The 24,391-nt window shown below is 67.6% G+C and carries 22 protein-coding genes; 8 read left to right on the top strand and 14 right to left on the bottom strand.

Going from position 1 to position 24,391, the window contains the following annotated elements; genetic code table 11:
• The first annotated feature begins 14 nt into the window (after positions 1-14).
• Positions 15-683, top strand: a complete 669-nt coding sequence (locus IEQ11_RS00200; protein ID WP_046658580.1) for a hypothetical protein — start codon at positions 15-17, stop codon at positions 681-683.
• A 202-nt stretch (positions 684-885) separates the two neighbouring features.
• Here IEQ11_RS00200 and IEQ11_RS00195 read toward each other — a convergent pair whose 3' ends face one another.
• From IEQ11_RS00195 to IEQ11_RS00160, 8 genes are all read right to left on the bottom strand, one after another.
• Positions 886-1,551, bottom strand: coding sequence for a HEPN domain-containing protein (locus IEQ11_RS00195; protein ID WP_057920297.1), 666 nt, complete (start codon positions 1,549-1,551; stop codon positions 886-888).
• Positions 1,552-1,652: 101 nt separating this feature from the next.
• Positions 1,653-2,978 (bottom strand): transporter, encoded by a 1,326-nt coding sequence (locus tag IEQ11_RS00190; RefSeq protein WP_191823481.1) that lies wholly within the window; start codon positions 2,976-2,978, stop codon positions 1,653-1,655.
• A gap of 36 nt (positions 2,979-3,014) precedes the next feature.
• Positions 3,015-3,677, bottom strand: coding sequence for a hypothetical protein (locus IEQ11_RS00185; protein WP_191823482.1), 663 nt, complete (start codon positions 3,675-3,677; stop codon positions 3,015-3,017).
• A 130-nt stretch (positions 3,678-3,807) separates the two neighbouring features.
• Positions 3,808-4,551: a C39 family peptidase gene (locus IEQ11_RS00180; protein ID WP_191823483.1), complete on the bottom strand. Its 744-nt coding sequence runs from the start codon at positions 4,549-4,551 to the stop codon at positions 3,808-3,810.
• An 89-nt stretch (positions 4,552-4,640) separates the two neighbouring features.
• Positions 4,641-5,456 carry a cell surface protein gene (locus IEQ11_RS00175; protein ID WP_191823484.1) on the bottom strand — a complete coding sequence of 272 codons (816 nt, stop codon included), beginning with the start codon at positions 5,454-5,456 and terminating at the stop codon, positions 4,641-4,643.
• Between the two features lie 74 nt (positions 5,457-5,530).
• Positions 5,531-6,298, bottom strand: coding sequence for a cell surface protein (locus tag IEQ11_RS00170; protein ID WP_096411428.1), 768 nt, complete (start codon positions 6,296-6,298; stop codon positions 5,531-5,533).
• 51 nt (positions 6,299-6,349) lie between these two features.
• Positions 6,350-7,030, bottom strand: a complete 681-nt coding sequence (locus IEQ11_RS00165; protein ID WP_191823485.1) for a hypothetical protein — start codon at positions 7,028-7,030, stop codon at positions 6,350-6,352.
• Positions 7,027-7,608, bottom strand: a complete 582-nt coding sequence (locus tag IEQ11_RS00160; RefSeq protein ID WP_191823486.1) for a hypothetical protein — start codon at positions 7,606-7,608, stop codon at positions 7,027-7,029. Before IEQ11_RS00160 ends, IEQ11_RS00165 begins: the two co-directional genes overlap by 4 nt.
• 390 nt (positions 7,609-7,998) lie before the next feature.
• Here IEQ11_RS00160 and IEQ11_RS00155 point away from each other — a divergent pair, with 390 nt between their 5' ends.
• Positions 7,999-8,715, top strand: a complete 717-nt coding sequence (locus IEQ11_RS00155) for a 2OG-Fe(II) oxygenase (protein ID WP_057920290.1) — start codon at positions 7,999-8,001, stop codon at positions 8,713-8,715.
• A gap of 418 nt (positions 8,716-9,133) precedes the next feature.
• On the opposite strand, the gene IEQ11_RS00150 is transcribed toward IEQ11_RS00155, so the two are convergent.
• Positions 9,134-9,568: a response regulator gene (locus IEQ11_RS00150; protein WP_031374300.1), complete on the bottom strand. Its 435-nt coding sequence runs from the start codon at positions 9,566-9,568 to the stop codon at positions 9,134-9,136.
• Entirely contained in the window at positions 9,561-10,769 is a 1,209-nt protein-coding gene (locus IEQ11_RS00145) for a sensor histidine kinase (RefSeq protein ID WP_198338939.1), read from the bottom strand. The genes IEQ11_RS00150 and IEQ11_RS00145 overlap by 8 nt, the downstream gene beginning before the upstream one ends.
• A 116-nt stretch (positions 10,770-10,885) precedes the next feature.
• Between IEQ11_RS00145 and IEQ11_RS00140 the strand changes: the two genes are divergently transcribed.
• The 4 genes from IEQ11_RS00140 to IEQ11_RS00125 all read left to right on the top strand — a co-directional run bounded on the left by IEQ11_RS00140 (position 10,886) and on the right by IEQ11_RS00125 (position 16,356).
• Positions 10,886-12,685 carry an SLC13 family permease gene (locus IEQ11_RS00140; protein WP_191823222.1) on the top strand — a complete coding sequence of 600 codons (1,800 nt, stop codon included), beginning with the start codon at positions 10,886-10,888 and terminating at the stop codon, positions 12,683-12,685.
• A 237-nt stretch (positions 12,686-12,922) separates the two neighbouring features.
• On the top strand, positions 12,923-13,093 hold the full coding sequence (locus IEQ11_RS00135) for a hypothetical protein (protein WP_157753705.1): 171 nt from the start codon (positions 12,923-12,925) through the stop codon (positions 13,091-13,093).
• 435 nt (positions 13,094-13,528) lie between these two features.
• Positions 13,529-13,750 carry a hypothetical protein gene (locus IEQ11_RS00130; protein WP_148650124.1) on the top strand — a complete coding sequence of 74 codons (222 nt, stop codon included), beginning with the start codon at positions 13,529-13,531 and terminating at the stop codon, positions 13,748-13,750.
• A 710-nt stretch (positions 13,751-14,460) separates the two neighbouring features.
• Positions 14,461-16,356, top strand: a complete 1,896-nt coding sequence (locus tag IEQ11_RS00125; protein ID WP_191823223.1) for a M4 family metallopeptidase — start codon at positions 14,461-14,463, stop codon at positions 16,354-16,356.
• Between the two features lie 1,187 nt (positions 16,357-17,543).
• Here IEQ11_RS00125 and IEQ11_RS00120 read toward each other — a convergent pair.
• The 3 genes from IEQ11_RS00120 to IEQ11_RS00110 all read right to left on the bottom strand — a co-directional run bounded on the left by IEQ11_RS00120 (position 17,544) and on the right by IEQ11_RS00110 (position 19,741).
• Entirely contained in the window at positions 17,544-18,248 is a 705-nt protein-coding gene (locus IEQ11_RS00120) for a lysozyme inhibitor LprI family protein (protein WP_191823224.1), read from the bottom strand.
• 44 nt (positions 18,249-18,292) lie between these two features.
• Positions 18,293-18,820: a hypothetical protein gene (locus IEQ11_RS00115; RefSeq protein WP_191823225.1), complete on the bottom strand. Its 528-nt coding sequence runs from the start codon at positions 18,818-18,820 to the stop codon at positions 18,293-18,295.
• Positions 18,821-18,901: 81 nt separating this feature from the next.
• Positions 18,902-19,741 (bottom strand): lysozyme inhibitor LprI family protein, encoded by an 840-nt coding sequence (locus tag IEQ11_RS00110; RefSeq protein ID WP_191823226.1) that lies wholly within the window; start codon positions 19,739-19,741, stop codon positions 18,902-18,904.
• A gap of 454 nt (positions 19,742-20,195) precedes the next feature.
• Here IEQ11_RS00110 and IEQ11_RS00105 point away from each other — a divergent pair, with 454 nt between their 5' ends.
• Positions 20,196-21,152 (top strand): GlxA family transcriptional regulator, encoded by a 957-nt coding sequence (locus IEQ11_RS00105; protein WP_046658577.1) that lies wholly within the window; start codon positions 20,196-20,198, stop codon positions 21,150-21,152.
• A gap of 424 nt (positions 21,153-21,576) precedes the next feature.
• Here the strand turns inward: IEQ11_RS00105 and IEQ11_RS00100 are convergent, their stop codons facing one another.
• Positions 21,577-22,479, bottom strand: coding sequence for a LysR family transcriptional regulator (locus IEQ11_RS00100; protein ID WP_036103344.1), 903 nt, complete (start codon positions 22,477-22,479; stop codon positions 21,577-21,579).
• 203 nt (positions 22,480-22,682) lie between these two features.
• On the opposite strand from IEQ11_RS00100, the gene IEQ11_RS00095 reads away from it, so the two are divergent.
• Complete coding sequence (locus tag IEQ11_RS00095) at positions 22,683-24,293, top strand: MFS transporter (RefSeq protein ID WP_191823227.1); 1,611 nt, start codon at positions 22,683-22,685, stop codon at positions 24,291-24,293.
• Positions 24,294-24,391 lie beyond the last annotated feature (98 nt).

The following is a 24,391-nucleotide window of genomic DNA, read 5'->3' as shown; positions in this document are numbered from 1 at the left end:
CTGGGGAGTCAGGGATGAAGCCAAGGATTTCGGTCAATCAACTCGGCGAATACATGATGGCCACGCCGACGCGGCGGCGGCAGATCGTCAAGGACCAGAAGAACCCGCCGCTGTTCAAATCCACCCGCTACCGCGACGCGCGCGAAGTGATCGCCGAGCACATCGCCTCGAACATGGTCGACGACGCGGCCGCGCTGGCCGCGGCCGAAGCGCTGCGCGAGAACACCGACGGCGGCGACTTCGCGGTCCAGGACCGCATACATTCGGCGCATGCGATCACCGCGTTCCTGGATATCTGCGAGGACATCAAGCTCGGCGCGCTGACCGCGGTGCGCGTGGACACCTTTTCCAGCGACGGGCTCGAACTGGCCGGAGTAAAAGTGGTGATGCGTCCGGAAGCGCTGCTGCTGGACCCGGCGACGCAGGAGGTCGTCGGCTGCGTCAAGCTGCACTTCTCCCGCACCCAGCCATTGGACGGCCGCAGCGCCGCCTACGTCGCCACCGCGCTGCGCGCGCATCTGGAACACAACCTGTCGGCGCCCGGCACGGTCAATCCCGATCGTTGCTACGTCGTCGATATCGCCACGCGCAGCATTCTGAGCGCGCCGAAAGCCAACAAGCGCCGGCTCGGCGATCTGGGCGCGGCTTGCGAGGAGATCAAGGATCGGTGGTTCGGAGTATGAGAGGCCCGTTCGCGTCCCGAGGCTGAGCCAACTAAAAGCAACGGGCTCGATTTCGCGGTGAGCCCGTTGCTTTTTGGTTATCTTCTCGATCGTCGAACGCTGGCTTGGCCGCGGCTGCGTAGCGCGTGACCGCCAGACACCCGTCGAACCTCAAACCATAATCGGAGATCCGGATCGCTGCGGATCTTACGATCGCTTGTTCTCAGTAAAGCTTCACCTTGCAGGCAGCATAGACATGTTTCTTGACGGCTCCGCCGGTCTTTGACGCGATGGTCTTCACAAGACTGAGATAGTCCGTCACCTGTTTTTTCGAAACGGCCGTTTTCGTGTTTCCCCGATGCGCGATCTCACCGCGAAGCTCGACATACGCATTCAGTTGCTTGCGCGCATCCTCGACGCTGAGCTTTCCGTCCACTTTCCAGTTTTTGGAAATATCCGACAGTCCCACCGCCGACCGAAACAGATCATCGATCCGTTCCCACTTTGGCGTATTGAGCTTTCGGTCTCTGGCCTCTTTAAGCTCCGCCATGTAGCTGCCAAGAACATCCCGCCATTTCTTGTCGGCGATTGACCACAGCGCCAGTTCGTTGGCATCTTCCTTGAGCTTTTTGGCGATGACTTTCTTTATTTCCTTCGGCAGGGCATCGGCGTTCTTCGCGTTGTCCACGATGCATTGCAGCCCTTCGGCGGCGATATCTTCGCAATAGGCTTCCCAGAACGACGTCAGGAGCACGATGGCCGAGCGATTGAGCACCTCGATCCCGTCCGCGCTCGTATCGACCGCGTCTTTTCCATTGCCATGAAGCGACAGTAGGCTTTTGATGTCTTCCAGATTCTTGTCCAGCGCAATTCTTGCTTCGCTCGGCATTTCGCGTCCTTACGTTGTCCTTGTGCCTAGTGTATTTCACCCGGGCCTGCTCCTAGCCACCGCTCACCCGCCCGCGCTTGCGCGCATGCGGGCGGCTTCGCTCAAAACGACCGCGACCCGCGCATCGAAAACACGAAGTTAGGCGCATCCGGCGTCAGCCCCGCGGCGAGTTGGCCGTTGAGCGTCCAGCCCGAGGGCAGCACGTAGCTCGCGCCGATATTGAAGGTGGTCGAGTTGCTGGAGCTGCCGGGCACGCGCCGTTTTTCGCCGCCCGGCGCGGTCAGGTGGGTGGCGCCGGTGACGGCGGTGGCGACGGCGAAACTCACCGCGGAGCGATCGTTGAGCGCGATCGCCAGGCCGCCGCTGAGCTGGATGCTGTTGCCCAGTTCCACCCGCGCGGGCGAAACCTGCTCGGCCACCGGCGAGATGTCGTCGAAATTCGTCGGTTGGTTGTAGGTGTAGCCGATGTTGCCGAACAGGATCACCGGATCGTAGGTGCGCAGCGCGGAGACGTTGACCGTCGCCGCCCACACGCCCGAACCGGTCGGCAGATCCTCGGGGATGTTGAGGTTGTTGTTGTCGCCGTCGGGCTGGATCAGTTTCAGGCCGAACGGGTCGCGTCCGGTCGGCGCGCGCACGCGCAGGCTGGTGACGATGTCGGGCCAGCGCTGCGATTCCTTCACCCATTGGTAGTACGCGGCGATGCTGGCATCGCCGATGCCCTGCGAGCGCATGCGCACTTCGCTGACCACGCTGGACGCGCCGCCGGCGCCGCCGCTGACGAAACGCGAGTCGCGGTAGACGTACGGCAGGCTGGCTTCGATGCTGAGCCGGTCGCTAAGGCCGTAGCGGCCGCTGAGCTCGAACGTGCCGACGCTGGCCTTGGTCTGGTCCAGGTTGATGCTGCCCAGGAAGATCGCGTCCAGCGCCAGAAAGCCGCTCAACGCCAGTTGCCGGCGGTCGTAATAGCTGTAGCTGAAACCGGTGTCGAGGGTGAACTTGCGTTCGAACAGCGGCGCGTGTTCGCGCACGACCAGGGCTTTTTCCTGTTCGCGGCGCTGCGCGTCCTCGGCGCGCTGGGTCTGGCCGACCTGCACCGGCGCGTCGTCGTCTTCGTCGCGCGCGACGGTCGCCGAGGCCTTGCGTTGCGCTTGTTCGGCCACATCGCGCGCGTTGTCGGTCGCCTCATTTTGCTGCGCGGGCGACGGCGGCGCGCCGCTCAGGCCACGTCCGCGCTGGGTCAGTTCGAGCTCGTCGACCTGACCGCGCAGCCGCTGGATCTCGGCTTTCTGCGCGGCCAGTTCGCGGCTCATGTCGAGCATGCGCTGGTGCAGCGACTTGAAATCGGTGGCGGCTTCGTCGGCGTGGGCCGGCGCGCTCAGGGCGAGCGCGAGGGCGACGGACAGTGGGGCGAGCAGAGGGCGCATGGTCTCGGCGTCCGTGACAAGAGGGAGGGAAGACGATCAGCGCGGCACTGCGCGCAGGCTGTCCAACGCCTGCTGCAAGCCGAGTTGCCGACTCAGTTCCGGAGTGATCGCCGAGGTCACGATCTGCAGCTGCATGCGATTGCTCGCGTCCACGCCGTTGCCGGCGATGCGGCCGAGCTGGGCGATGCCGCCGCTGGCGCCGGGATCCAGGCGTTGTTGCAGCGATGCGCCGGGGCCGTCGACGGCGATGCGCGCGCCGCCATCGAGGAAGGTCACCCGCGCGCTCATCGCGCCGGCGCTGGCCTGGCTGTGCGACTGGCCGTTGAAGCCGGAGGCATCGACGCGATCGACGAATCCGATCGAGGTCAGGTTGCCCAAACGATTGTCGTCGCCGGCGATCTGCGCGATCTGACCGATGCCGCGCACCTGCACCGACTCGGCGCCGCTCGCGTTCGCGTCGGCCGCGCCCGCGGCGACCGTCGCGTTGCCGGCATCGGCGCCGCTGCGCGCATCGACCTGAACCTCGAAACCGCCGCCGCGACGTTCGACCAGCAACGAGCCGCTGGCGAAGGCGGTGCCGTGCTGCGGCGTGTTGAGGCTGGACACCAGGTCCACGCGCAGGCCGACCAGCATCTGCGCGCCGAAGTATTTGCCGCTGATCGTGCCCAGGGTGGCGTCATCGACGACATGGGCGGTCACCGCATGAGCTTTCAAAGGTGGCAGGGCGGCCGCGGGTTGCAACGCGGCCGCCGCTGCCAAGAGGGCCGAGAACAGCGTCGGGGGGAGTCGTGGACAGTTCATCGGACACCTCGAAACGTGCGAAACGACGTCAAAAAAGATCGGTGATCACCAGCCCGAACTCGACCACGCGCGGCGGCGCGGTGACGCGATCGAGCGCGTCCACGCGTCGCTGCAGCGCGGGCGAGCTGCGGCTGTTGACCAGATAGGAATCGGCGCGCATGGGTTGGTCGCCGACCACGGCCAGCACGATGCCGTTCCAGCCGCGCACGAAATCGGCTTCCTGCATGACCCGGTGGCCGAGCGCGGGATCGGCGACGAACACCCGCCCGCCCGCCGCGCCCTTGACCACGACGAAATGGCGGTAGCCCTTGAGATCGAGCAGCGCGATCACCGGCATCTGCAAGCGGTACAAGACATCGGCGTCGATGCGGAAGCCGTGCGCGCGCATGCCGATGCTCTCGACGTAGCGTTTCATGTCGAGCATCGAGAAACCGTTGCGCACCACTTCCTTGGGATCGACCCCGACCATCATCTTCTTGATCAGCTCCGGCTCGCTGACGTCCAGGCCGTAGCCGTAATGCAGCAGGCTCGCCAATGCCGCCGAGCCGCAGCTGAAGTCGTAGCGCTGGCGCAGCAGTTCGCGGTAACGCAGATCGCGCAGCGTGCGCATCGGCTTGAACACCGGCATGCCGCCGTTGCCGGTCAGGCGGGTCAGGTCGACCGTGGCGCGGCTGTCGTCCGGGCGCTGCGCGCGAACGGCGCCGCTGTGTAGCGCGGCGAGGGTCGCGATGGCGATGGCAGCGGCGATCAGCGAGGCTCGATGTACGGTCATGGCGGGACGGCACCTGGACGTTGCGCGATCGAAGCGGGAACTACGGTGGCCGCGTCACGGCCACCGTGGTGGTTGCGGTGGAACGCGATTCAGTCGCCGCAGCCACTGCCGCAGGTCGGCGGCGGCGGTGGCGCGCAGGCGCCGCACGACGCGGTCGCGATCGACAGGCCGTTGTGTTGCAGGTTGCCGACGCCGGAGGCGACGTTGACGCCGATGTTGCCCTGCGCGCCGGACAGCGCGTTGCCGTCGAGCGAGGCGTACAGGTCCAGGCTCAGGCGACGGCCGTCGCTGTCGAGCAGGTTCGAGATCGCCAGTTGTTCGCTGTCGGCGGTCGCGATGGCCAGGCGGCCGGAGCTGTTGACCGATGCGGCCATGCCGTTGCCTTGCGCATTGCCGACGCCGGCGGCGACGTTGACGCCGATGTTGCCCTTGGCGTTGGACAGCGCGTTGCCGTCGAGGGTGGCGTCGTAATAGGTGTGATCGGTGTTGGTGGTGGCGTAGTTGCCCAGGCTGGCCTGGCTGCCGAACACCATCGCCGAGGCGAACACTTTTTCGCCGTCCACCGCCGACAGCGCGGTGTCGTTGGCCTGGGCGTTGCCGACACCCGCGGCGACATTGGCGCCGATGTTGCCTTGCGCATCCGACAGCGCATCGCCGCCGAAGTGCGCGTCGTGATCACCGTCGCCGAGCGAACTGTTGAGCAAGGTGGTCTGGTCCTGATCGACGGTCGCCGCCGATTCGGATGCGACGCGGATCTTGCCGCGGACCTTGACCCGGCCCGATACGTCGATCTGGTTGGCAACGTAAGTGGAACTGTCGATGACGGCATCGTCGCCTTCGGCCAGGGCCGGCAGGGCGATGCCCGAGGCCAGCGCGATCGCCAGCAACGTGGTGTGCAGTTTCATGTGCGTTCTCCTCAGGGAAGCGGATGCAATGCGGGACGTTCGCGGCCGCGGCGCGGGCCGCGGCCGCGCACGCATCACTGGCAGCTGCCGCACGACGCGGTGGCGATCGACAATCCGTTGTGCTGCAGGTTGCCGACACCGGCGGCGACGTTCGCGCCGATGTTGCCCTGCGCGCCGGACAAGGCATTGCCGGACAGAGTGGCGAAGGTGTCGAGGTCGCAATTGGCGGCCAGTTCGTTCAACCACGCATCCTGTTCGCTGTCGGAGGCGGCCTTGGCGATCGTGCCGGAGCTGTTGACCGAGGCGGCCATCGCATTGCTCTGCGCGTTGCCGACGCCGGCGGCGACGTTGACGCCGATGTTGCCCTTGGCGTTGGACAGCGCGTCGCCGTTGAGGGTCGCGCGGTATTCGGTGTCCTGCTGCGAGGAGTACGCGTAGTTGTAGCTCGAGCCCTGGCTGTTGAAGGTCATCGCCGAAGCGAACACCTTCTCGCCGTCGACCGCCGACAGGGCCGTATCGTTGGCCTGCGCGTTGCCCACGCCGGCGGCGACGTTGGCGCCGATGTTGCCCTGCGCATCCGACAAGGCGTTGCCGCCCAGGTGCGCAGTGTGATCGCCGTCGCCCCACGATTCGTTGCTGTCGGTGATCTGATCCTGATCCACGGTCGCCGCCGATTCGGACGCGACGCGGATCTTGCCTTTCACATGCACCTTGCCGGACACGTCGATGCTGTTGCCGATGCGGGTCGAGCTGTGGATCTGCGCATCGTCGCCTTCGGCGTAGGCCGGCGCGGCGATGGTCAGACTCAGGGCGAGGGCCAGCAGAGTGAATTGAACGTTCATGGGTCGGACTCCTGGTAGTGGTGGTTTGGACCTTGCGATCTGCCGTTTTTTCTATGGAACGCCCCCGGGCAGTTGGAGCACGATGGCGTTGACCGACGCGTTGCCGGTCCCCGCCGTCTGATTCAGTTGCAGCACGCCCTGGCCGCCGCGGAAGGCGTCGTCGGCGATGACCGCCTCGCGCAGGCTCGGCGCGGCGTTCGCGCTGTAGGCGTCGTCGGTCGTCGCGCCGGCCACCGACGCCAGCGCGGCATCGTCGAGTCCGGCGACCACGATGCCGGTCGCGATGCGGCCGTTGCTCAGCGCGAACGCATTGAGTTGGCGATTGCCGGTGCCCGCGCTCTGGTTCAACTGCAGCAGGCCGCGACTGTCGGCGACGGCGTGCGCGTCGATGCGCGCGGATGCGGCGCGGCCGGAGGCGATGTGTGCGGCGTCAGCATCGATATCGATGTCGGTCTCGCCGATGCGCTGGTCGGCATGCAGCGATGCCAGCGCGAGGCCATCGGGCGAGAGCGCGAACGCGGCGAGATTGGCTTGCGCGTTACCGGCGCCGGCGGTCTGGTTGATCGCGGCGCGGCCGTCGAGGCCGCGGGCGGCATCGGCGATGCGGGCGCGGTCGCTGCCTGCGGGCGCGGTCGGCTCGGCGGCGCGCGCGTCGCTGCAGATCGCGGTCGCCAACAGGCACGCCGCCAAGCCGAACGGCGTCAGCCGCTGTGGACGCAGCCGCGCGCTCATCGACCCGGCCCCTGCGTCGGCGCGACTTGCGGCGCCAGGGCCTGCATGACGCTGCCCGTGACCAGGTCGCCGATCCCGGCGGTGGCGCTTTTCACCGCGCCGCCGACGCTCATGGTCGGGCCCATCGGCGGCGCCGAAGCCGAACCGCCGAGCATCGCATTCGGATTGGCCGCGCCCATCGCATCGGCCGGCACCAGCAGGCCGGTCAACGCCTGCGTGGCGGTCGCCGGACTCAGGCCGGCCGAGCCGTGCTGATCGAGTTCGGCGTCGCCGATCAACGGTGCGAGCGAGCGTTCCAGGGTGCCGTGGAAGATCTGCGCCGGGAACGTCGTGGCCTGGGTGCGTACCGGATTGTCCTGCGCCGGCAGCGCGCGGTAGGCGATGCGCGGGTGGACGGTGCGGGCGATCACCACGCTCGGGTCCTCGCTCGGGTCCTCGCTCGGGTTCGCGTTCGGCGCGGCGTCCTGGGCGTGGACTTGACCGGCGAGCGCGAACAGCGCCGCGACGGCACGGGGCAAAGCGGCGCTTATCGCCCGCTGCAGCGCGGTGCGGTCGAACCGACGGGGGATGGCGAACATGACGACGTACTCCGAAGCGAGGACTCAGGGCGTGCGCTTCGGGGGCAGTCGAAGCGGCGCGAGAGGACCTACGCGAGAGTCGTGCCAAGCTTCCAAGTGGCTGAAATTTCTGGTTTTTCGGCCGAATCCCGAAAACACTTCGGCGACTTGGGCGATAAAACGTTGCGCCGCGGTTACGCAGCGCGGCGCTGAACGCGGACATGCTGCGCAGCGTCAACGGATGAACCGTTCACCGCTCAGGCTTGCTGCGTCGGGCCTTTGGCGGTTTGGTTGACCGTTCTTGCGCTCACGTGCCGTGGCGTTGCGTTTTTGCAACCCGGGGCGCGCGTGCGACGATGCCCGCCTTCCCCTGGGCCCGGCCCGGGGCGCCCTCTTCCAGCCATCAACGCCATGTCATCGACCACCGACTCCAGCGCCGCCGATTTCATCGAGGTCTATCCACAGGCGCTGACGCGCGAGCAATGCGCGACGCTGGTGCAGCGCTTCGACGCCAGCCGCGACAGCGAGCCGGGCCGGGTCGGCGGCGGGGTGATGCCCGACCTCAAGGACAGCCGCGATCTCACCATCACCGGCCGCGAAGGCTGGAAGGACATGGAGCTCGCCTTGAACCTGGCGGTGTTCCGCGGCCTGTTGCAGTACCTGCGCCGCTATCCCCACACGATGATCGCGCCGCTGATGCTCGAAGCGCCGAGCGCCGACGGCAAGCGTCACCGGCTCACCGCCGAACGCGTGGCCGAGATGGACGACAACGCCTTGTCGCCGATCGCGCAGACCGTGTTCCGTCCCGGCGCGATCAACCTACAGCGGTACACCGCCAACCGCGGCGGCTATCCGTACTGGCATTGCGAGTTGTACCCGCGCGATCAGAGCGCGGAGACGCTGCACCGGCACGTGCTGTGGACGATCTACTTGAACGACGGCTTCGAGGAAGGCGAAACCGAATTCCTCTATCAGCGCCGCAAGATCGCGCCGCGCGCGGGCGACCTGCTGATCGCGCCGGCGGCGTTCACCCACACCCATCGCGGCAATCGGCCCAAGGGTGGGGATAAGTACATCGCGACCAGCTGGATTTTGTTTCAGCGCGCCGAGCGGTTGTACGCGGGGTGATTGCGCGCGGGGGATGCGTGGGATGAGGCGCGCGCTGGGGTGAAGCAAATCCCCCGGCGCTGAGGGTGCTGTCGCCGCGACGGTTTTTCGCCGGGCGCCCGCCCCCTTTTTCAAAGTGGGCTCATTGCCGCGCTTGGTGGCGTTCGTTCACGCGCTTGAAGGCGTCTTATCGATGCGATTCCGATCGGGAATCGGGAATCGGGAATCGGGAATCGGGAATCGGGAATCGGGAATCGGGAATCGTAAAAGGCTCCGGTCGCCGAGCTTTCGCCGCAAGGGGTTCCCCCCTTTGCAAAAGGGGGGCCAGGGGGGATTCGCTTTTGTTCTTAGCTTTTGTTCTTAGCTTTTGTTCTTAGCTTTTGTTCTTAGCTTTTGTTCTTAGCTTTTGCTCTTAAAGCTTCCGCGCCCCGCCCCGTCCTCACGGATTGCGCGGATGATTCAACACCAGCCAATACAACCCGACCTGCTTCACCGCCCACACGAACTGCTCGAAATCCACCGGCTTCTGGATATAGCTGTTGACCCCGAGCGCATAACTGGCCTCGACGTCGAACGGCTCGGTGCTGGTGGTCAGCACCACCACCGGCAGGGTGCGGGTGGGTTCGTGCGCGCGGATCGCCTGCAGCACTTCGCGACCGTCGACCTTGGGCAGGTTGAGGTCGAGCAGCACGATCGACGGCAGATCGTTGGGATCGCGATCGGAATAGCGGCCACGGGCGAACAGGTAGTCCAGCGCCTCGGCGCCGTCGCCCATCACCACCAGCCTGTTGGCGATCTTGGCCTCGTCGAAGGCGAGCCGGGTCAGCTCGACATCGTCGGGGTTGTCTTCGACCAGCAGGATTTCCTTATGCATTCGGGATGTCCTCGCCCGCGGACACGACGGGCAGTTCTACGGTAAACGTGCTGCCCGCATCGGGCTGCGAATGGGCGCGCATCTGACCGCGGTGGCGCTCGACGACGCGCCAGGCGATCGCCAGCCCGAGGCCGTGACCGCCGCCCTGATCCGGCCCGTGCAGGCGCTGGAACGGTTCGAACAATTTGTGAGCATATCGCATGTCAAATCCGGTGCCTTGGTCGCGTATCGACAGCACCAACCGGTCGCCGGACCGTTCACCGAAGACCTCGATGCGGACCGGTTCGGGCTCGCCGGCCGGCTGGGCTGAAGCTTGCGCGGCAGCATGCCGGGCGGCACTTCGTTCGCAGGTGAATTTCCAGGCGTTGTGCATCAATTGGTTCAGCATCAGCTTCAGCAGGCGCTCATCTCCCTCGACCTGCAGGCCGGGCTGGACGCTGATCTGGGCGCGGTGATGCGGGTCGGCGTCCTGCAGCTCGGCGCCGACCCAGTCGGCGAGCAGGCTCAGGTCGACCGGCGCGATCCGCATCTGCGTGCGGGTCACGTGCGACAGCTCGGTCAACGCCGCCAGCAGCCCGGTCATGCGCGAGGCCGCGGCGCGGATCCGCGCCAGGTAGTCGCGGTCGGTTTCGTTGAGGCGCTCGGCCGCGCGTTCGTTGAGCAGGGCGGAAAAACTTTCGATCGAGCGCAGCGGCGCGCGCAGGTCGTGAGCGACCGCATCGGCGAACAACTGCAGCTGCCGGTGCGAGGCGTCGAGCTGCGCGCTGCGTTCCTCGGCGCGCGCGCTCAACTTCATGCCGGCCTCGCGTTCGCCGCGGATGTCGCGCATGTGCGAGATGAAATATTGCGCGGTGCCGTCTTCGTCGCGCATCACCGCGACGTTGAGCTGCACCCACACGTCGCTGCCGTCGCGATGCACGTAGCGCTTGTGCTCGTCGACCGAGGCCAGCGCGCCGCTGACCAGCGCGGCGACCAGATGCTGGCTGATCGCCAGATCGTCGGGATGGGTGACTTCGCTGTAGTGGTGGCCGCGCAGTTCGTCGACGCGGTAACCGAGCATCGCGCACAGCGCCGGATTGACCTCCAGCCAGATCCCGTCGATGGACACGATCGCCATGCCGATGTTCGATGCCGTCATCGCCTGGCGGAAACGGTCGTCTCCGGCCTTGGGGGCGTTGCTCGGGGCGTGCGGCAGGCTCATCGCGTAGTGCGGCATGGCTCGGGCGGGGTGACCGCGGAGTGTACCCAAACCCGTCGTGACGGCCCGGTGGATGGCGCATACGGCGTCGACACGGCCAAGTCTTGCACAATGCGGCGATGGACTTTTCGCAAATCGCCTTCCTGCTGATCCTGGGCGCAGCGCTGTACTTGTTCGTCAGCGAGCGGCTGCGGGTCGACGTCACGGCGATGCTGACCCTGCTGGCGCTGGTGCTGACCGGCGTGCTCGATTCCAAGCAGGCGCTGTCGGGATTCGCCAGCGAACCGGCGATCATCGTCGCGGCGGTGTTCGTGATTTCCGGCGGGCTGGCCGCGACCGGCATCACCGAGCGGCTGGGCCAGTGGATCGGTCGCGCCGCCGGGCACGGCGAGGGCCGCGCGATCGCGGTGACCATGCCGGCGGTCGCGGCGCTGTCCTCGTTCACCCACCACGTCATGGTCACGGCGATGATGCTGCCGATCCTGACCCGGTTCGCGAAGTCGCGCGGGCTGTCGGCCTCGCGCCTGCTGATGCCGATGTCGTTCGCGGCCTCGCTCGGCACCACCCTGACCCTGGTCAGTGCGCCGGCCTTCCTGCTCGCCGACAACCTGCTCGAACGCACCGGTTCGCCGGGCCTGGGCATTTTCTCGATCACCCCGATCGGCCTGGCCCTGATCGCGATCGGCGTGCTGTACATGCTGGCGGCGCGCTGGTTCCTGCCCAAGCGCGGCGGCGAGCACGGCGACGACGGTTATCTGCGCCTGGACCGTTACCGCACCGAACTGGTGATCGTGGACGGCTCGCGCTGGAGCACGCGGCCGCTGGCCGAATTGCAGAAGGCGCTCGGCGACCGCTTCGTGATGACCGGCTGGCTGCGCGACGGCCAGCGCCGTCAGGACCTGGGCCCGAGCAGCCCGCTGATCAGCGGCGACATCCTGCTGGTCGAGGCCTCGGCCGACGCGCTGGCCTCGCTGCACGACGACGCCGGCCTCGATCTCAACGCGATCAAGCGTTTCGGCGAACACGCCGACGGCGACGGCGAGCCGCAGCTGGTCCAGGCAGTGGTCGCGCCGGGTTCGGAGTTCATCGGCCGCAGCGTGCGCGAACTGGATTTCGCCCGCCGCTTCCATGCGGTGATCGCCGGCCTGTGGCGGCAGCAGGGCGCGGTCGCGCCGCGCCTGTCCGACGCGCGCCTGCGCGAGGGCGATCTGCTGGTGCTGTGGGGCCGGCCGGCGCGTTTCACCGAACTGGCCGCGCACCACGGCTTCCTGATGCTGGTGCCGTTCGCCGGCGAAGCGCGCCGGCGCATCCGCGCGCCGCTGGCGCTGGCGATCCTGGCGCTGACCGTGCTCACCGCCGCGACCGAATGGCTGCCGGCGCCGCTGGCGTTCCTGCTCGGCGCGGTGGCGATGGTCGCCACCCGCTGCGTCGATGTCGAACAGGCCTATCGCGAGATCGACGTGCGCATCTTCGTGATGATCGCCGGGGTGATCCCGCTGGGCGTGGCGATGGAGCAGACCGGCACCGCGCAATTGCTGGCGCAGGGCATGCTGCACGTGATCGCGGGCTGGTCGCCGCTGATGATCCTGCTGGTGATGTTCACCGCCGCCGCGCTGCTGACCCAGATCCTGTCGGACGCGGCGACCACGGTGCTGCTCGGGCCGATCGCGATCTCGCTGGCGCAGTCGCTGGGCCTGCCGCCGACGCCGTTCGTGGTGTGCACCGCGCTGGGCGCGGTGGTCGCGTTCCTGACTCCGATCGGGCATCACGGCAACCTGCTCATCCTCGGTCCGGGTCAATACCGCTTCGGCGATTTCCTGCGCATCGGCTTGCCCCTGACCACGCTGATCGCCTTGGTCAGCGCCTGGATGGCGCGCTGGCTGTGGCTTGACGGTCCGTTCTGGCCGGCCTTTTCCTGAGCCTGCGCCCGCCGCAGGCAGGCGCCACGGCGCGACTGACGCTGGGTTTCGCTGCTGCGCGAGGACAGGCCGGGGCAATGCAGGGATTCGCGTCGCGCCGCGGCGGCAGGAGCGGGCGCGACGCTCGGGCGTCGCTGGATCGCGCGGCCCGGGTCGCGACCCGGGTGAAGCTTCGGCGCGGACGCGGGCGATGACTTCGGCGCGGATCGCGACGCGGGCGTTTCGCGGGCGATGGCGATGCCCGCGCAGCCGACCGACCACAGCAGCGCGGCGCAGGCGAAGCGCACGCGCCAGCCCCGCCACCGGCGCGAACCGCGCATGCGGTCGCGCAACGCGGGCAGGCGGCGCGAAACCGGCTGGGTGCTGGCAATGGCGGGCATCGGCGCCGTCCTGGTCGCGGTCGCGTGAGAACGAGCTGCGACGCTAGGCGATCGATCGGGCGCCAGAATCCGTCGAAAGTCGTGGGTGGCCGGCGGCTTACAGCCACGGTTCATGCGAGTGGCGCGGCCACGACTCGCGCCGCTCCCACCTGGGCGACCTGTAGGAGCGACGCAAGTCGCGACCGCGAAGCCGCACGTTGCGGCGTCACCACCGGCTACCCGCGCATACAACCCTCCCGCAACGCCACACAACGCCCTACCCCAGCGTAGGAAATTTCCTACGCCGCATCTCGTGGTCCCCCTAGGGCAAACCATGAACGGTTAAGTCACCTTATCTCCGCCCCGGCAGCACGACTTATGCGCCGGCAACGGACGCCGCTCAGCAAAGGAATGGGTCGCCGCCTTGAGCAAGCGGTCAAGCTGGGCCGGGGCAACTCCGATTCGTCCGACAAGGCTGGTCACCGTGATGCCGTACACCGTGCAACTCAACGAATCCACCTACCTCGGACGCACCTTGTCGTGCGACGTCGCCGACGAACGTTTCGACAACCCGGCCGCGGCGTCGGCCGCGGCCAAGAGCGAAGCCTTCCATCTGTCGGTGCAGCTCGGCCTGCCGGTGGCGATCCGCATCTTCGAAGACAGCCGCATCTACCTGTCGCACATCATGCCGGCGCCGCCGCGCTAAGGCGCACGGCCAAGGCCTGCGCGCCGGCGTTGCAGATGAGCGCCGCGAAGATTTGTCGGCAAGGCATTCGGCCCCGATGTTCTTCGCTTTGCTCGCATCGCAACGACATGAGCGCCCTCACCCGCTGCTGAAAGCGGCACTGCCCGAGCTTGCACGAACCGCCCGCAAATCCCTGCCGCGGTCTTGAGCGGTGCGCGCTTTTCCAAGTCGCGCTGACGACTTCGCCTGGAACACGCCGATCGGTGCGTTGAAACTGGCGAACTCCGCGGACGTACGCGGCTGGTTGTCGCCGTAAGCAGCCTTTACCCGGCGTCTTAAGCATTCTTTACGCGACGCCACGCGCCGCGCTCCTCGCGCTCGCGCGCACACGCGCGCATCCGCGCGCAATCCATCGCCGCACATCGCGCATCGAGACTTGTTACTAAGTTTCATCCGCGCGCATGCGAGCGTTCGACGACTTCTGACGCGCATCCCATTTCGCACATTCCATGACCACATCGCGTGTGGAAAAGGTGGGGGGTGTGCGGTCGGGCAGCGTTCGGATGCATGGGGAATGCTGACGAAGCGACAGCGAAGTCCGCGGTCGATCGCATCGTCGCAGTCGCATCGATATCCCTGCCGTTGTGCAGTAACGCCGTTCGCGACCACGATCGCGCCGCGGCGATTTGCTTCTCTTTTTATTCTTTGTTGCATGACTCGGAGAGCTACGCATGTCCATGAAACAACGCATCCTGACCGCCTCGATCCTGCTGGCGATCACCGGCACCACCGCCACCGCGCTGGTCACCGCGCAACGCGACAGCAATGCCAGCACCGCCAACGCCAGCGCGCACGATCGCGGCGACGCCGCCGCGCAGACCGCATCGCACGCCAACGCCAACACCGCCTCGTCGAGCGCGGCGCGCAGCGCCTATGCGACCGCCTCGGGCAGCACGCCGTCGGCGCAGCTCGAACTCAGCCCGGCGGTGGCCCGCGCGCGCGAACTGCTGCAGGCGCAGAAACTGCAAAGCGCCGGCGCGCAGGCCTTGGCCGGCGCCGATCGCGCCGCGATCGAAGCCGAGCGCTATGTGCCGCGCGATCTGATCGTCGAAGCCGACGGCAGCCAGCACGTGCGGTTCAACCGCGATTACCAGGGCCTGCCGGTGATCGGCGGCGATCTGGTCGCGCATCTCAAGGGCGGCCTGCTGACCTCGGTCAGCAAGACCATGGACCTCAAGCTCGGCCAGGGCGGCGCGGCCACGCCGAAGCTGTCGTCGGCGCAGGCGATCGCCGATGCCGGCGTGCATTTCGCCGGCCGCTTCATCGACAAGCCGTCCTCGCGCATGGTGTATTTCGCCCAGAACAACGAGCCCAAGCTCGCCTATGAAGTGACCTTCCGCGGCCTCAACAAGGCGCAGCGTCCGGTCCACGATCTGATCTACGTCGATGCCGACAACGGCGGCCTGCTCGGCCGCGACAGCCGCATCTACACCGCCGAAGCGGCGCAGGGCGAAGGCTTCACCATCACCCGCGGCAAGGTGCCGATCTCCACCAGCAAGGTCGGCGCGGAAGAAAGCGACGGCCGCGGCGCGGGCTATCTGCTGCGCGACGACCAGCGCGGCGGCGGCACCGTGCACAACACCGGCGGCACCGTCGTCGATCTGGTGTTCGGCGGCGGCGATTTCACCGCGCCGCCGATGTTCGATGCCGACAACGTCTGGGGCAACGAGCAGATGACCAACATCGAGCGCACCGGCGTGGAAGCGCATTACGGCGTGTCGAAGACCTGGGACTACTACAAGAAGTTCTACGACCGCGTCGGCATCTTCGGCGACAGCCTCGGCGTGCAGAGCTTCGTCAATGTCACCTTCACCTACTTCTTCTTCATCGACGTGGGCGGCACCAACGCGTTCTGGGACGGCGAAGCCAAGCGCATGGTCTACGGCAACGGCGATTACGGCCTGTCCAATCCGGTGGTCGCGCTCGACGTGGCCGGCCACGAAATGTCGCACGGCGTGACCCAGGCGACCTCGGGCCTGATGTACTCGGGCGACGCCGGCGGCTTGAACGAAGCGACCTCCGACATCCACGGCACCCTGGTCGAGTTCTTCGACAACAGCCCGAAGGATCCGCCGGATTACCTGATCGGCGAGAACGTGATGCTCAGCGGCGTGCCGCTGCGCTACATGTTCAAGCCGAGCCTGGACGCCGACGAGGAAGGCAACGGTTCGTTCGACTGCTATCCGGCCGGCGGCTTCACCGAGGAAGATCCGCACTACACCTCGGGCGTGGGCAATCACTTCTTCTACCTGCTGGCCGAAGGCCAGAAGGTGCCCAAGTCGCATCGCAAGACCGTGCTGCCCTCCGATCTGGTGTGCAACGGCGCGACCGGGCTCAAGGGCCTGACCCCGACCGTCGCCGGCCAGATCTGGTACCGCGCCAACACCTTGTACCTGACCTCGCAGGCCAGCTACCCGGATGCGCGCGTGGCGACCCAGACCGCGGCGCAGGACCTGGTCGATCGCGGCCTGCTCAAGGCCAGCGCGGTCAAGACCGTGGCGTGCGCGTGGGAAGCGGTCAACGTCGGTCTGCCGGAAGGCTCGACCGCGGCGCGTTGCAAGAACTGAGCGTTACCCGTGCTCTGATTTGAGCCGGCTTGTCCCAAGCCGGCTTGGTGGTTGTTCGACCCTCGCGCCGCGCTGCGGCGCGGGGGTCTTTTTGTTTGCGCTCGTTGGGGCCGTATCGACCATCGATGACGTCAGACGCGGGGAATGCGACCGAAAGCGACTATAGGAGCGGCGTGAGCCGCGACCGCGAAACCCACATGCGTCGTCGCCGCGAGGTCGCGGTCGCGACTCACGCCGCTCCTACAGGGGGATTGCGTGGCCTGCACTCGGTACTTGTGAGCCTGCGCGATCAAGCAAGCCTCAACGGCGTGGGGATCTTTTTGTTTGCGCGCGTTGAGGCCGCATCGACCAACGATGATGTCAGGTGCCGGGAATACGGCCGAAATCGACTGTAGGAGCGGCGTGAGCCGCGACCGCGAAACTCCGCATGCGTCGCTGCTGAGAGGTCGCGGTCGCGGCTCGCGCCGCTCCTACAGGGGGATTGCGTGACCTGCACGCGGAGCTTGTGGGCCTGCGCGATCGAGCAAGTCTTGACGGCGTGTGGGGGGCTTTTTGTTTGCGAGCGTTGGAGCCGCATTGACCATCCATGACGTCAGACGCGGGGATGCGGACGAAGGCGACTGTAGGAGCGGCGTGAGCCGCGACCGCGAAACCTGCATGCGTCGATGCCGCGAGGTCGCGGTCGCGGCTCGCGCCGCTCCTACAGGGGGATTGCGTGACCTGCACGCGTAGCTTGTAAGTCGGCGCGATTAAGCAAGTCTCAATGGCGTGGGGGCTTTTTGTTTGCGCGCGTTGGGGCCGCATCGACCATCCATGAAATCAGACACCGAGATGCGGCCGAAAGCGACTGTAGGAGCGGCGTAAGACGCGACCGCGAAACCCCGCATGCGTCCGCGGTCGCGGCTCACGCCGCTCCTACAGGAGGATTGCGTGACCTGCACGCGTAGCTTGTGGGCCTGCGCGATCGAGCAGGTCTCTACGGGTAAGCCTGCGCGACCGATCGAGCCTCGACGGCTTCGCTCTCCACATACCGCGCCGCCTCGGTCCGCATCGCACGATCCGCGCCTCGCGCAGCGGTGCGTCGATCTCGCACGCGGCCTCGCTCCAGGCCGCCAACCGGCATTGCAGATTCACGCATCGATGCATGCGGCGCGGCGCCGACAGCGGCCGCGCGCGGTGAAGGCGGCTCAGCGTTTGGCGGGCGGCATCGCGAAGTAGGTGCCTTCCAGCGACCCGTTGTGGCCGCAGTAATCGGGCGTGGTCAAGCGCTCGCCCTTCGCATTCAGCGCGGTCACCTGCAAGGTCGCGCCCGCGCGCTCCAGCTTCAGCACGCTGTCGTCGTCGTCGACATGCACGCTCGCCGCGTCTGCCTCGCCGCGGTCGCGGCCGGCGGCGTCGCAGACCCAGCGGCCGTCGAGCGGATGCGCGGCGTTGGCCTGCACGTCCCAGCGGCCTTTCGCGTCGCGACGGATTTCGATTTCGCCGGCGATGTTGCGCCAGCGGCCGGCCAAACCCGGCGCCGGATGCGCCTGAATCTGACCCAGATACTTGCTGCGATAGTCGAGCGTGCTGCGCAACTCCTCGGCTTTCTCGGGCGCCGCCGCATCGGCGTAACCCGCGTCGCGTATCTGCAGGAACCAGCGCTGCTCATCGCGTAAAGCGGCGGCGGCCGGCGCATCCAGACCGGCCAGACTGTCGCGGTAGACCCGCGCCAGTTCGGCATCGGCGCGCGCCAGTCGCGGATCGGCGCAGATCGCGCGTTCGACTTCGCTGCCCGCGCGGGCGCAATCGAACGAAGGCCGCGGCGCGGGCGACGCGGCCTGGGCGGCGCCGTGCAAGGCGACGAGGGCGACGAGGGTCGTCAGGCGGAAAGCGGTACGGTTCAAACGCATGCGTAGAGGTCCTTGGACTGGGCGTCGGCGAGCGCGGTAATGGATCAAGGCTGACGGAAGAAGTCGTAGCCGGCGAAGTCGACCACGTCCGCGGCCAGCGCCTTGGGCTCGACGCGGCGATAGCGCTCGCTCGCTTTCACCTCGGCGCAGCCGCGCTTGCGATCGTGGACCCAGTACAGGTCGCGCCCGCAACGCAGCAATACCATCAACGTCGGCCGCGCCTGTTGCTTCGGCCGGCATTCATTGTCGGAGGTAACTTCGCAGCCGGGCGTGTCGAACACGGCGCGGCCATTTTCGATGCGTCCGACGAGCAGGTCGGTGCCGCCGGTCTGGCTGGCGCGCCAGTTCCAGGCCGCGCGGATCGTCGCGCCTTGCTGGCTCAGTTGCAGGCTTTCGCAGTACTCCTCGCCCTGGTAGCGCTCGCAGGTCTGCCAGTAACCGTCGAACGGCGACGTCGTCGCGGCGGGCGCGGCGGCCTGCGCGGCGCCGCACAGGCTCAGGCACAGCGCCAGCGACGCGGCACGTGTGCTCAGAAGCGATCGAAGGCGAATCGGGTTCGGCGTTGCGGACATGGCGGGCTCGTTGGAAATCATTGGGTGAAAAACGAAATCGATCACGCGCGAAGCGGCGCGGCGCGCGAAGCGGCGTTCGGCTTACGAATAGAACGGCACGCGCTGCAACTTGTAAACGCCGCCGACTTTCTTGAACACGCGCTGCGCGTACACGTCCTCGCTGTCGAGCAGGTACTCGCCCGGCCCGATCGGCCCGGGCACCTGCACCTCGCCGTTTTCGTCCTTGGCCGCGTCGATGCGCTGCGAGTACGCGCGGATCTTGTTGGCCTGCAGGGCCGAGCGCACCGCGGCGGTGATGATGCGGTCGTACAGGCCGATCACTTCGCGTTCGTTGCTCGCGCTGGCGTCGTGGCTGCGCTGCTCGGCGTCGCAGGGTTCAGGGCGGTCGAGGCAGCTCTCGCCCTGGCTGTAGTCGAGGAACGGCTGCGCGGTCATCTTCGCCACCGCGGCGCGATCGCCGGCGGCGACGGCGCGGCGGAAATCGGCGATGAAGACCTTGAAGTCGCCATGACGCTCGTAGCGGTACACCGCCGGGCCGGGCGCGCTGGCCGAGGGTTGCAGCGCGTCGGACCAGTCGCGCTTCATCTGCGCGAGGCGATCGCGGTAGGCGCGATCCAGGCAGGCGCGGTCGACGCAGGCGTTGCGGCGCGCGAGCCAGCGTTGTTGCTCGGCGGCGATCGGATCGATACGGCGGCCGGTTTCGCCGTCGACGCCGGCGGTCTCGGACTGGATCTGGCGGTAGAGCTCGTTCATTTCGCTGTCCAGGCGCGACAGCCCGGGATCGGCGCAGATGCTGATTTCGACCGTGGTGCGGGCGCGCTTGCAGTCGAAGCCGGCGGCCTGCGCGCTGCCGGCGAGCAGGGCGAAACCGGTCAGGGCCAGGGCGAACAGGCGGCGGATCGCGGCGGAACGGGAAGGCATGAGGATTCCTCGCGGCGCGGCGGCCGCATCGATCGGGACGAAGTGGGATGACCCGGAGGGCGCGCGCGGCGGCGATCGCCTGGCGCCGGCTCGAACCGGCGCGGCGGCATCGCTGGAATGGCGCGATCCCACCTCGCACACGAATGTGGCTTCAGCAGCCGGGACCCAGAACAGGCGCGGGCAGCGGCGGTGGATAAGTGGGTGACGGCGGCGTTGCGGCATCCGGGCCTTGACGGGTCTTCCTGACGGCGGCGCGGTGTCGCGCGCTTGTGCCTACACGCCGCATTGTGGTCGAGCCCGCGCGCGCGCACCAGCCGGCGCCGCGCCGATGGCGTCGAAACCGCCAGATTGCGCCTGCTTCCGGCCATCGCCCAAGCTGCGGCCGCGGTCCCCGGTGCGGCCGCGGAGCCGTGGCTAGAATCGGGGCATCCCCCACCCCACGAAGTCGCCGTTAATGCATCGGATCGCTGTCGTTGCTGTAGAGGGTGTCCTGCCGTTCGAGCTGTCGATTCCCGGCCTGGTGTTTCCCTCGGTTCGCCGCGCCGACGGCGAGCCGGCGTACGAGGTGCGGATCTGCGCCGAAACCGAACGGATCACGACGCGCTCGCTGGAGCTGATCCTCGCCGACAGCCTGGCCGCGCTCGATCAAGCCGACACCGTGATCGTGCCGGGCCTGTCGGACTGGCGCGCGCCGATCTCGCCGGCGACCCTGAGCGCGATCGGCGCGGCCGCGCGACGCGGCGCGCGGGTCGCCTCGATCTCCACCGGCGCCTTCGTGCTGGCCGAGGCCGGCCTGCTCGACGATCAGCGCGCGACCACCCATTGGTCGACCACGGTCGAACTCGCCGAGCGTTATCCACAGGTGCGGGTCGATCCGGACGTGTTGTTCGTCGACAACGGCCGGATTCTCAGTTCGGCCGGATCGGCGGCGGGCATCGACCTGTGCCTGCACCTGGTCCGGCGCGACTGCGGCGCGGCCGCCGCGGCCGCCGCCGCGCGCTGGGCGGTGATGCCGATGGAACGCGGCGCCGATCACTCGCCGCTGGTGGTCCACGAGGCGCCGCAATCGGACGCGTCGCTGGCGCCGTTGCTGCGCTGGATGGAGCAGCACCTGGACCGGCCGTTGCTGATCGACGAGCTGGCGCGGCGCGCGGCGATCAGCACGCGCACGCTCAACCGGCGTTTTCGCGAACAGACCGGCACCACGCCCTTGCAGTGGTTGCTGATCGCGCGCATCCGCCGCGCGCAACAGTTTCTGGAAACCACCGACCTGTCGGTCGAGCAGATCGCGATGCAGGTCGGCTTCGCCTCGGCGACGACGTTCCGCGATCGTTTCGCGCGCTCGGTGGGAACCAACCCGACGTCGTATCGGCGGGGGTTTGGGGAAGAGGCGGAGCGGAGGTTGCGGTGAAGGTGCGCGCTGCGTTGCGGGTAACCGCTTGGTGACGATGCGACGGCATCAATGTCGTTACTACATTCGTCATATGGCCGCGCCGCTGTCGTTGCGATGACAGGCCCTGGGCTTTGTTGGCAACCGCATCCTCACGGCGATAGTCGCCTTCTCGCCTGCCCTCGCCTCTGTCAGCCGTCATTCCCGCGAACGCGGGAATCCAGTGACTTTCGCGAACCTGCGATGCCGATGCGTTTTGTGGACTTGCGCAAGGCACCGGCATACGCAACACAGACTCGACTTCAAATTCTTTCGCACGAAAGTCGCTGGATTCCCGCGTTCGCGGGAATGACGGCTGGGGGGAACGCGGGCGAATCGCAAGGCCGTGGGTACGTTCATGGCAAATACCGATAAGCGCAATGAGTCGACGCCGAAGCCCGTCCCCTCAAACCACCGCCCCCTGCACAAACAAATGCTCATCGAGAAAATCCACGAACACCCGCAGCTTCGGCGACACGTGCCGGTGCGCCGGCCATAGCGCCCAGAACTGCCCGCGCTGGGTTTCGAACCCCGGCAGCACCCGGCGCAGCTGGCCCGAGGCCAAGTAATCGCGCACGAGAAAATCCACCGAGTAGACGATGCCCCAGCCGTGCAGCGCCGCCAGCACGGCGGCTTCGCTGTTGTTGCACACCAGCGAGGCCGGCAGATGCGGCGGCGCTTCGCCCGGCTCCAGGCGCAGCGACCATTCCTGCACCTTGCCGCTGTTGGCGAAGCGGAAATGGATGCAGTCGTGCGCTTCCAGATCGGCCGGCGCGCGCGGTTCGCCGCGCCGCGCCAGGTACTCGGGCGAGGCGACGAGCATGAAACAGAACGGCCCCAGCCGGCGCGCGCGCAGGCGCGAGTCGGGCATGTCGCCACTGCGGATCACCAGGTCGAAGCCGCCTTCGATCACATCGACCAGCTGATCGTTGAAGTCCAGGTCCAGCTCGACCTCGGGATAGCGCCGGCGGAATTCGCCGAGCACCGGCAGCAGGAAGCGATAGCCCGCGTTGGGCAGACTGACCCGCAGGCGTCCGCGCGGCGCCTGCATGGCGTGGGTCAGCATCGCCTCGGCTTCGGCCAGCTCATCGAGCAGGGGCCGGCAGCGCTCGTAGAACTGGCGGCCCTCCTCGGTCAGGCGCACGTTGCGGGTGTTGCGCTGGAGCAGGCGCACACCGAGCTGCTGTTCCAGCTTGGCCACGCTCTTGCCCACCGCCGAGGACGACACCCCGATCAGCCGCCCGGCCGCGACGAAGCTGCGGGTCTCGGCGGTGCGGATGAAGGCTTGCAGGCTGGCTAGTTTGTCCATGGGGCCGGGAATGGGGAATCGGGAGTAGGGAATCGGAGAGCGGCGGCGACGGGTCGGGTCAGGTCGGCTTTGGCTCTACCGATTCCCAATTCCCGATTCCCGCCCATTACATCCAATCATTCCACAAAGACCGGCCCAAGCCGGTGTTTTTCGTCGATTGCGGCGCGGCTACCCTGGTTTCCAGCCCCCGACGCGACCTTCCCATGCCCTCCCCGCTCCCCGCGGCCGCCCTGCCCGGCCGCTACGACCGTTTCCTGATCCTCGGCGCCGTGTGCCTGGCCGGCCTGGTCTTGCCACTGAGCTTCACCGCGCCGCCGGTCGCGATCCCGGCCATCGCCGCCGAACTCGGCGGCAGCCCGATCGCGCTGAACTGGATGACCAACGCCTTCATGCTGGCCTTCGGCAGCTGCCTGATGGCGGCCGGCACCCTGGCCGACACCTACGGCCGCAAGCGGGTGTTCTCGATCGGCATCGTCGCCTACGCGGTGGTGTCGCTGCTGCTCGCGCTGGCACCGAACCTACTCACGTTGAATGCCTTGCGCGTGCTGCAAGGCGTCGCCGCGGCGCTGGCGCTGGCCGGCGGCAATGCCGCGCTGTCGCAGGAATTCCACGGGCCGGCGCGGATCCGCGCGTTCAGCCTGCTCGGCACCGCGTTCGGGCTGGGCCTGGCGTTCGGCCCCAGCCTGGCCGGCTGGCTGGTCCAGACCCAGGGCTGGCGCGCGGTGTTCCTGTCGAGTCTGGCGATCGCGGTGCTGGCGACCGTGTTCGGCGTGCCGCGCATGCGCGAATCGCGCGACCCCGATGCGGCAAAACTGGACCTGCCCGGCAGCCTGAGCTCGACCGCGATGCTGGCGTTGCTGACCATCGGCGTGCTCGAAGCGCCCGAACGCGGCTGGAGCGATCCGTGGGTGCTCGCCGCCCTGCTCGGCTCGGCCGCGATGCTGGCGCTGTTCGTGCGGGTGGAAACCCGCGCGGCGCGGCCGATGCTCGACCTGAGCCTGCTCAAGTACCCGCGCTTCGTCGGCGCGCAGTTGCTGCCGATCGGCACCGGGTTCTGCTATCTGGCGTTGATCATTGTGTTGCCGGTGCGGCTGATCGGCATCCACGGACTCAGCGCGCTCGACGCCGGCCTGATGATGATCGCGCTGTCCGCGCCGATGCTGGTCGTGCCCTTCATCGCCGCGGTGTTGAGCCATCGCATCGCCGCCGGGCGTTTGTGCGCGATCGGTTTGCTGATGGCCGCGGCGGGTCTGGTCTGGGTGGGCCTGCAGGCAGCCGATGGCTCGGTCGCCGGGTTGGTCGCGCCGATGCTGTTGATCGGCGCGGGCTCGGCGGTGCCGTGGGGCTTGATGGACGGCCTGGCGATCAGCGTGGTGCCGAAGGAACGCGCCGGCATGGCCGCCGGCGTATTCGGCGCCAGCCGGGTGTCGGGCGAAGGCATCGCGATCGCGGTCGTGGCCGCCGCCCTGGCCGGTCTGCTGCAACTGCGCCTGGGCGGCACGACGACGGTGGATGGCGCGGTGTTGGCACAAGCCGCGCAGCGTCTGGCCACCGGCGATGCACTGCGCGCTCACGGCTTGTTGCCGCAACTCGATCCGGCCGAACTCGTCCGCGGCTACGACCAGGCCTTCGCCTGGCTGATGTACGGCCTGGCCGCGGCGACCGCGGCGATCGCCGCACTGGTATTGGCGTTGCTCGGCAATGCTTCGGCGCATGAGCCGGCGATGCCGACGATCCGCAACGATGCGACCGACAGCGGCGCTCGCGAAACGGTAACGAACGAAACTGTACTCACGCCTGATTGCGCGGGTTGATGCGGATCGGTCGCCGATTCGCGCGATGCCTGCCGATGCATCGATGGCGAACACATTCGACCCGATGACCGATGACGCCGCATCGCGATGCGGCGCCA

Source organism: Lysobacter capsici, from assembly GCF_014779555.2.
Lineage (GTDB): Bacteria > Pseudomonadota > Gammaproteobacteria > Xanthomonadales > Xanthomonadaceae > Lysobacter > Lysobacter capsici.
The sequence above is the reverse complement of the archived record's forward strand: the minus strand, read 5'-3'. Positions and strand labels throughout refer to the sequence as shown.

Coding starts and splice junctions, on each gene's coding strand:
- IEQ11_RS00140 (WP_191823222.1), top strand. CDS start 10,886: ATGGACTTTTCGCAAATCGCCTTCCTGCTGATCCTGGGCGCAGCGCTG.
- IEQ11_RS00095 (WP_191823227.1), top strand. CDS start 22,683: ATGCCCTCCCCGCTCCCCGCGGCCGCCCTGCCCGGCCGCTACGACCGT.
- IEQ11_RS00110 (WP_191823226.1), bottom strand. CDS start 19,741: ATGCCTTCCCGTTCCGCCGCGATCCGCCGCCTGTTCGCCCTGGCCCTG.
- IEQ11_RS00100 (WP_036103344.1), bottom strand. CDS start 22,479: ATGGACAAACTAGCCAGCCTGCAAGCCTTCATCCGCACCGCCGAGACC.
- IEQ11_RS00170 (WP_096411428.1), bottom strand. CDS start 6,298: ATGAACGTTCAATTCACTCTGCTGGCCCTCGCCCTGAGTCTGACCATC.
- IEQ11_RS00165 (WP_191823485.1), bottom strand. CDS start 7,030: ATGAGCGCGCGGCTGCGTCCACAGCGGCTGACGCCGTTCGGCTTGGCG.
- IEQ11_RS00175 (WP_191823484.1), bottom strand. CDS start 5,456: ATGAAACTGCACACCACGTTGCTGGCGATCGCGCTGGCCTCGGGCATC.
- IEQ11_RS00190 (WP_191823481.1), bottom strand. CDS start 2,978: ATGCGCCCTCTGCTCGCCCCACTGTCCGTCGCCCTCGCGCTCGCCCTG.
- IEQ11_RS00145 (WP_198338939.1), bottom strand. CDS start 10,769: ATGAGCCTGCCGCACGCCCCGAGCAACGCCCCCAAGGCCGGAGACGAC.
- IEQ11_RS00135 (WP_157753705.1), top strand. CDS start 12,923: ATGCCCGCGCAGCCGACCGACCACAGCAGCGCGGCGCAGGCGAAGCGC.
- IEQ11_RS00195 (WP_057920297.1), bottom strand. CDS start 1,551: ATGCCGAGCGAAGCAAGAATTGCGCTGGACAAGAATCTGGAAGACATC.
- IEQ11_RS00125 (WP_191823223.1), top strand. CDS start 14,461: ATGTCCATGAAACAACGCATCCTGACCGCCTCGATCCTGCTGGCGATC.
- IEQ11_RS00155 (WP_057920290.1), top strand. CDS start 7,999: ATGTCATCGACCACCGACTCCAGCGCCGCCGATTTCATCGAGGTCTAT.
- IEQ11_RS00120 (WP_191823224.1), bottom strand. CDS start 18,248: ATGCGTTTGAACCGTACCGCTTTCCGCCTGACGACCCTCGTCGCCCTC.
- IEQ11_RS00160 (WP_191823486.1), bottom strand. CDS start 7,608: ATGTTCGCCATCCCCCGTCGGTTCGACCGCACCGCGCTGCAGCGGGCG.
- IEQ11_RS00200 (WP_046658580.1), top strand. CDS start 15: ATGAAGCCAAGGATTTCGGTCAATCAACTCGGCGAATACATGATGGCC.
- IEQ11_RS00115 (WP_191823225.1), bottom strand. CDS start 18,820: ATGTCCGCAACGCCGAACCCGATTCGCCTTCGATCGCTTCTGAGCACA.
- IEQ11_RS00150 (WP_031374300.1), bottom strand. CDS start 9,568: ATGCATAAGGAAATCCTGCTGGTCGAAGACAACCCCGACGATGTCGAG.
- IEQ11_RS00180 (WP_191823483.1), bottom strand. CDS start 4,551: ATGACCGTACATCGAGCCTCGCTGATCGCCGCTGCCATCGCCATCGCG.
- IEQ11_RS00105 (WP_046658577.1), top strand. CDS start 20,196: ATGCATCGGATCGCTGTCGTTGCTGTAGAGGGTGTCCTGCCGTTCGAG.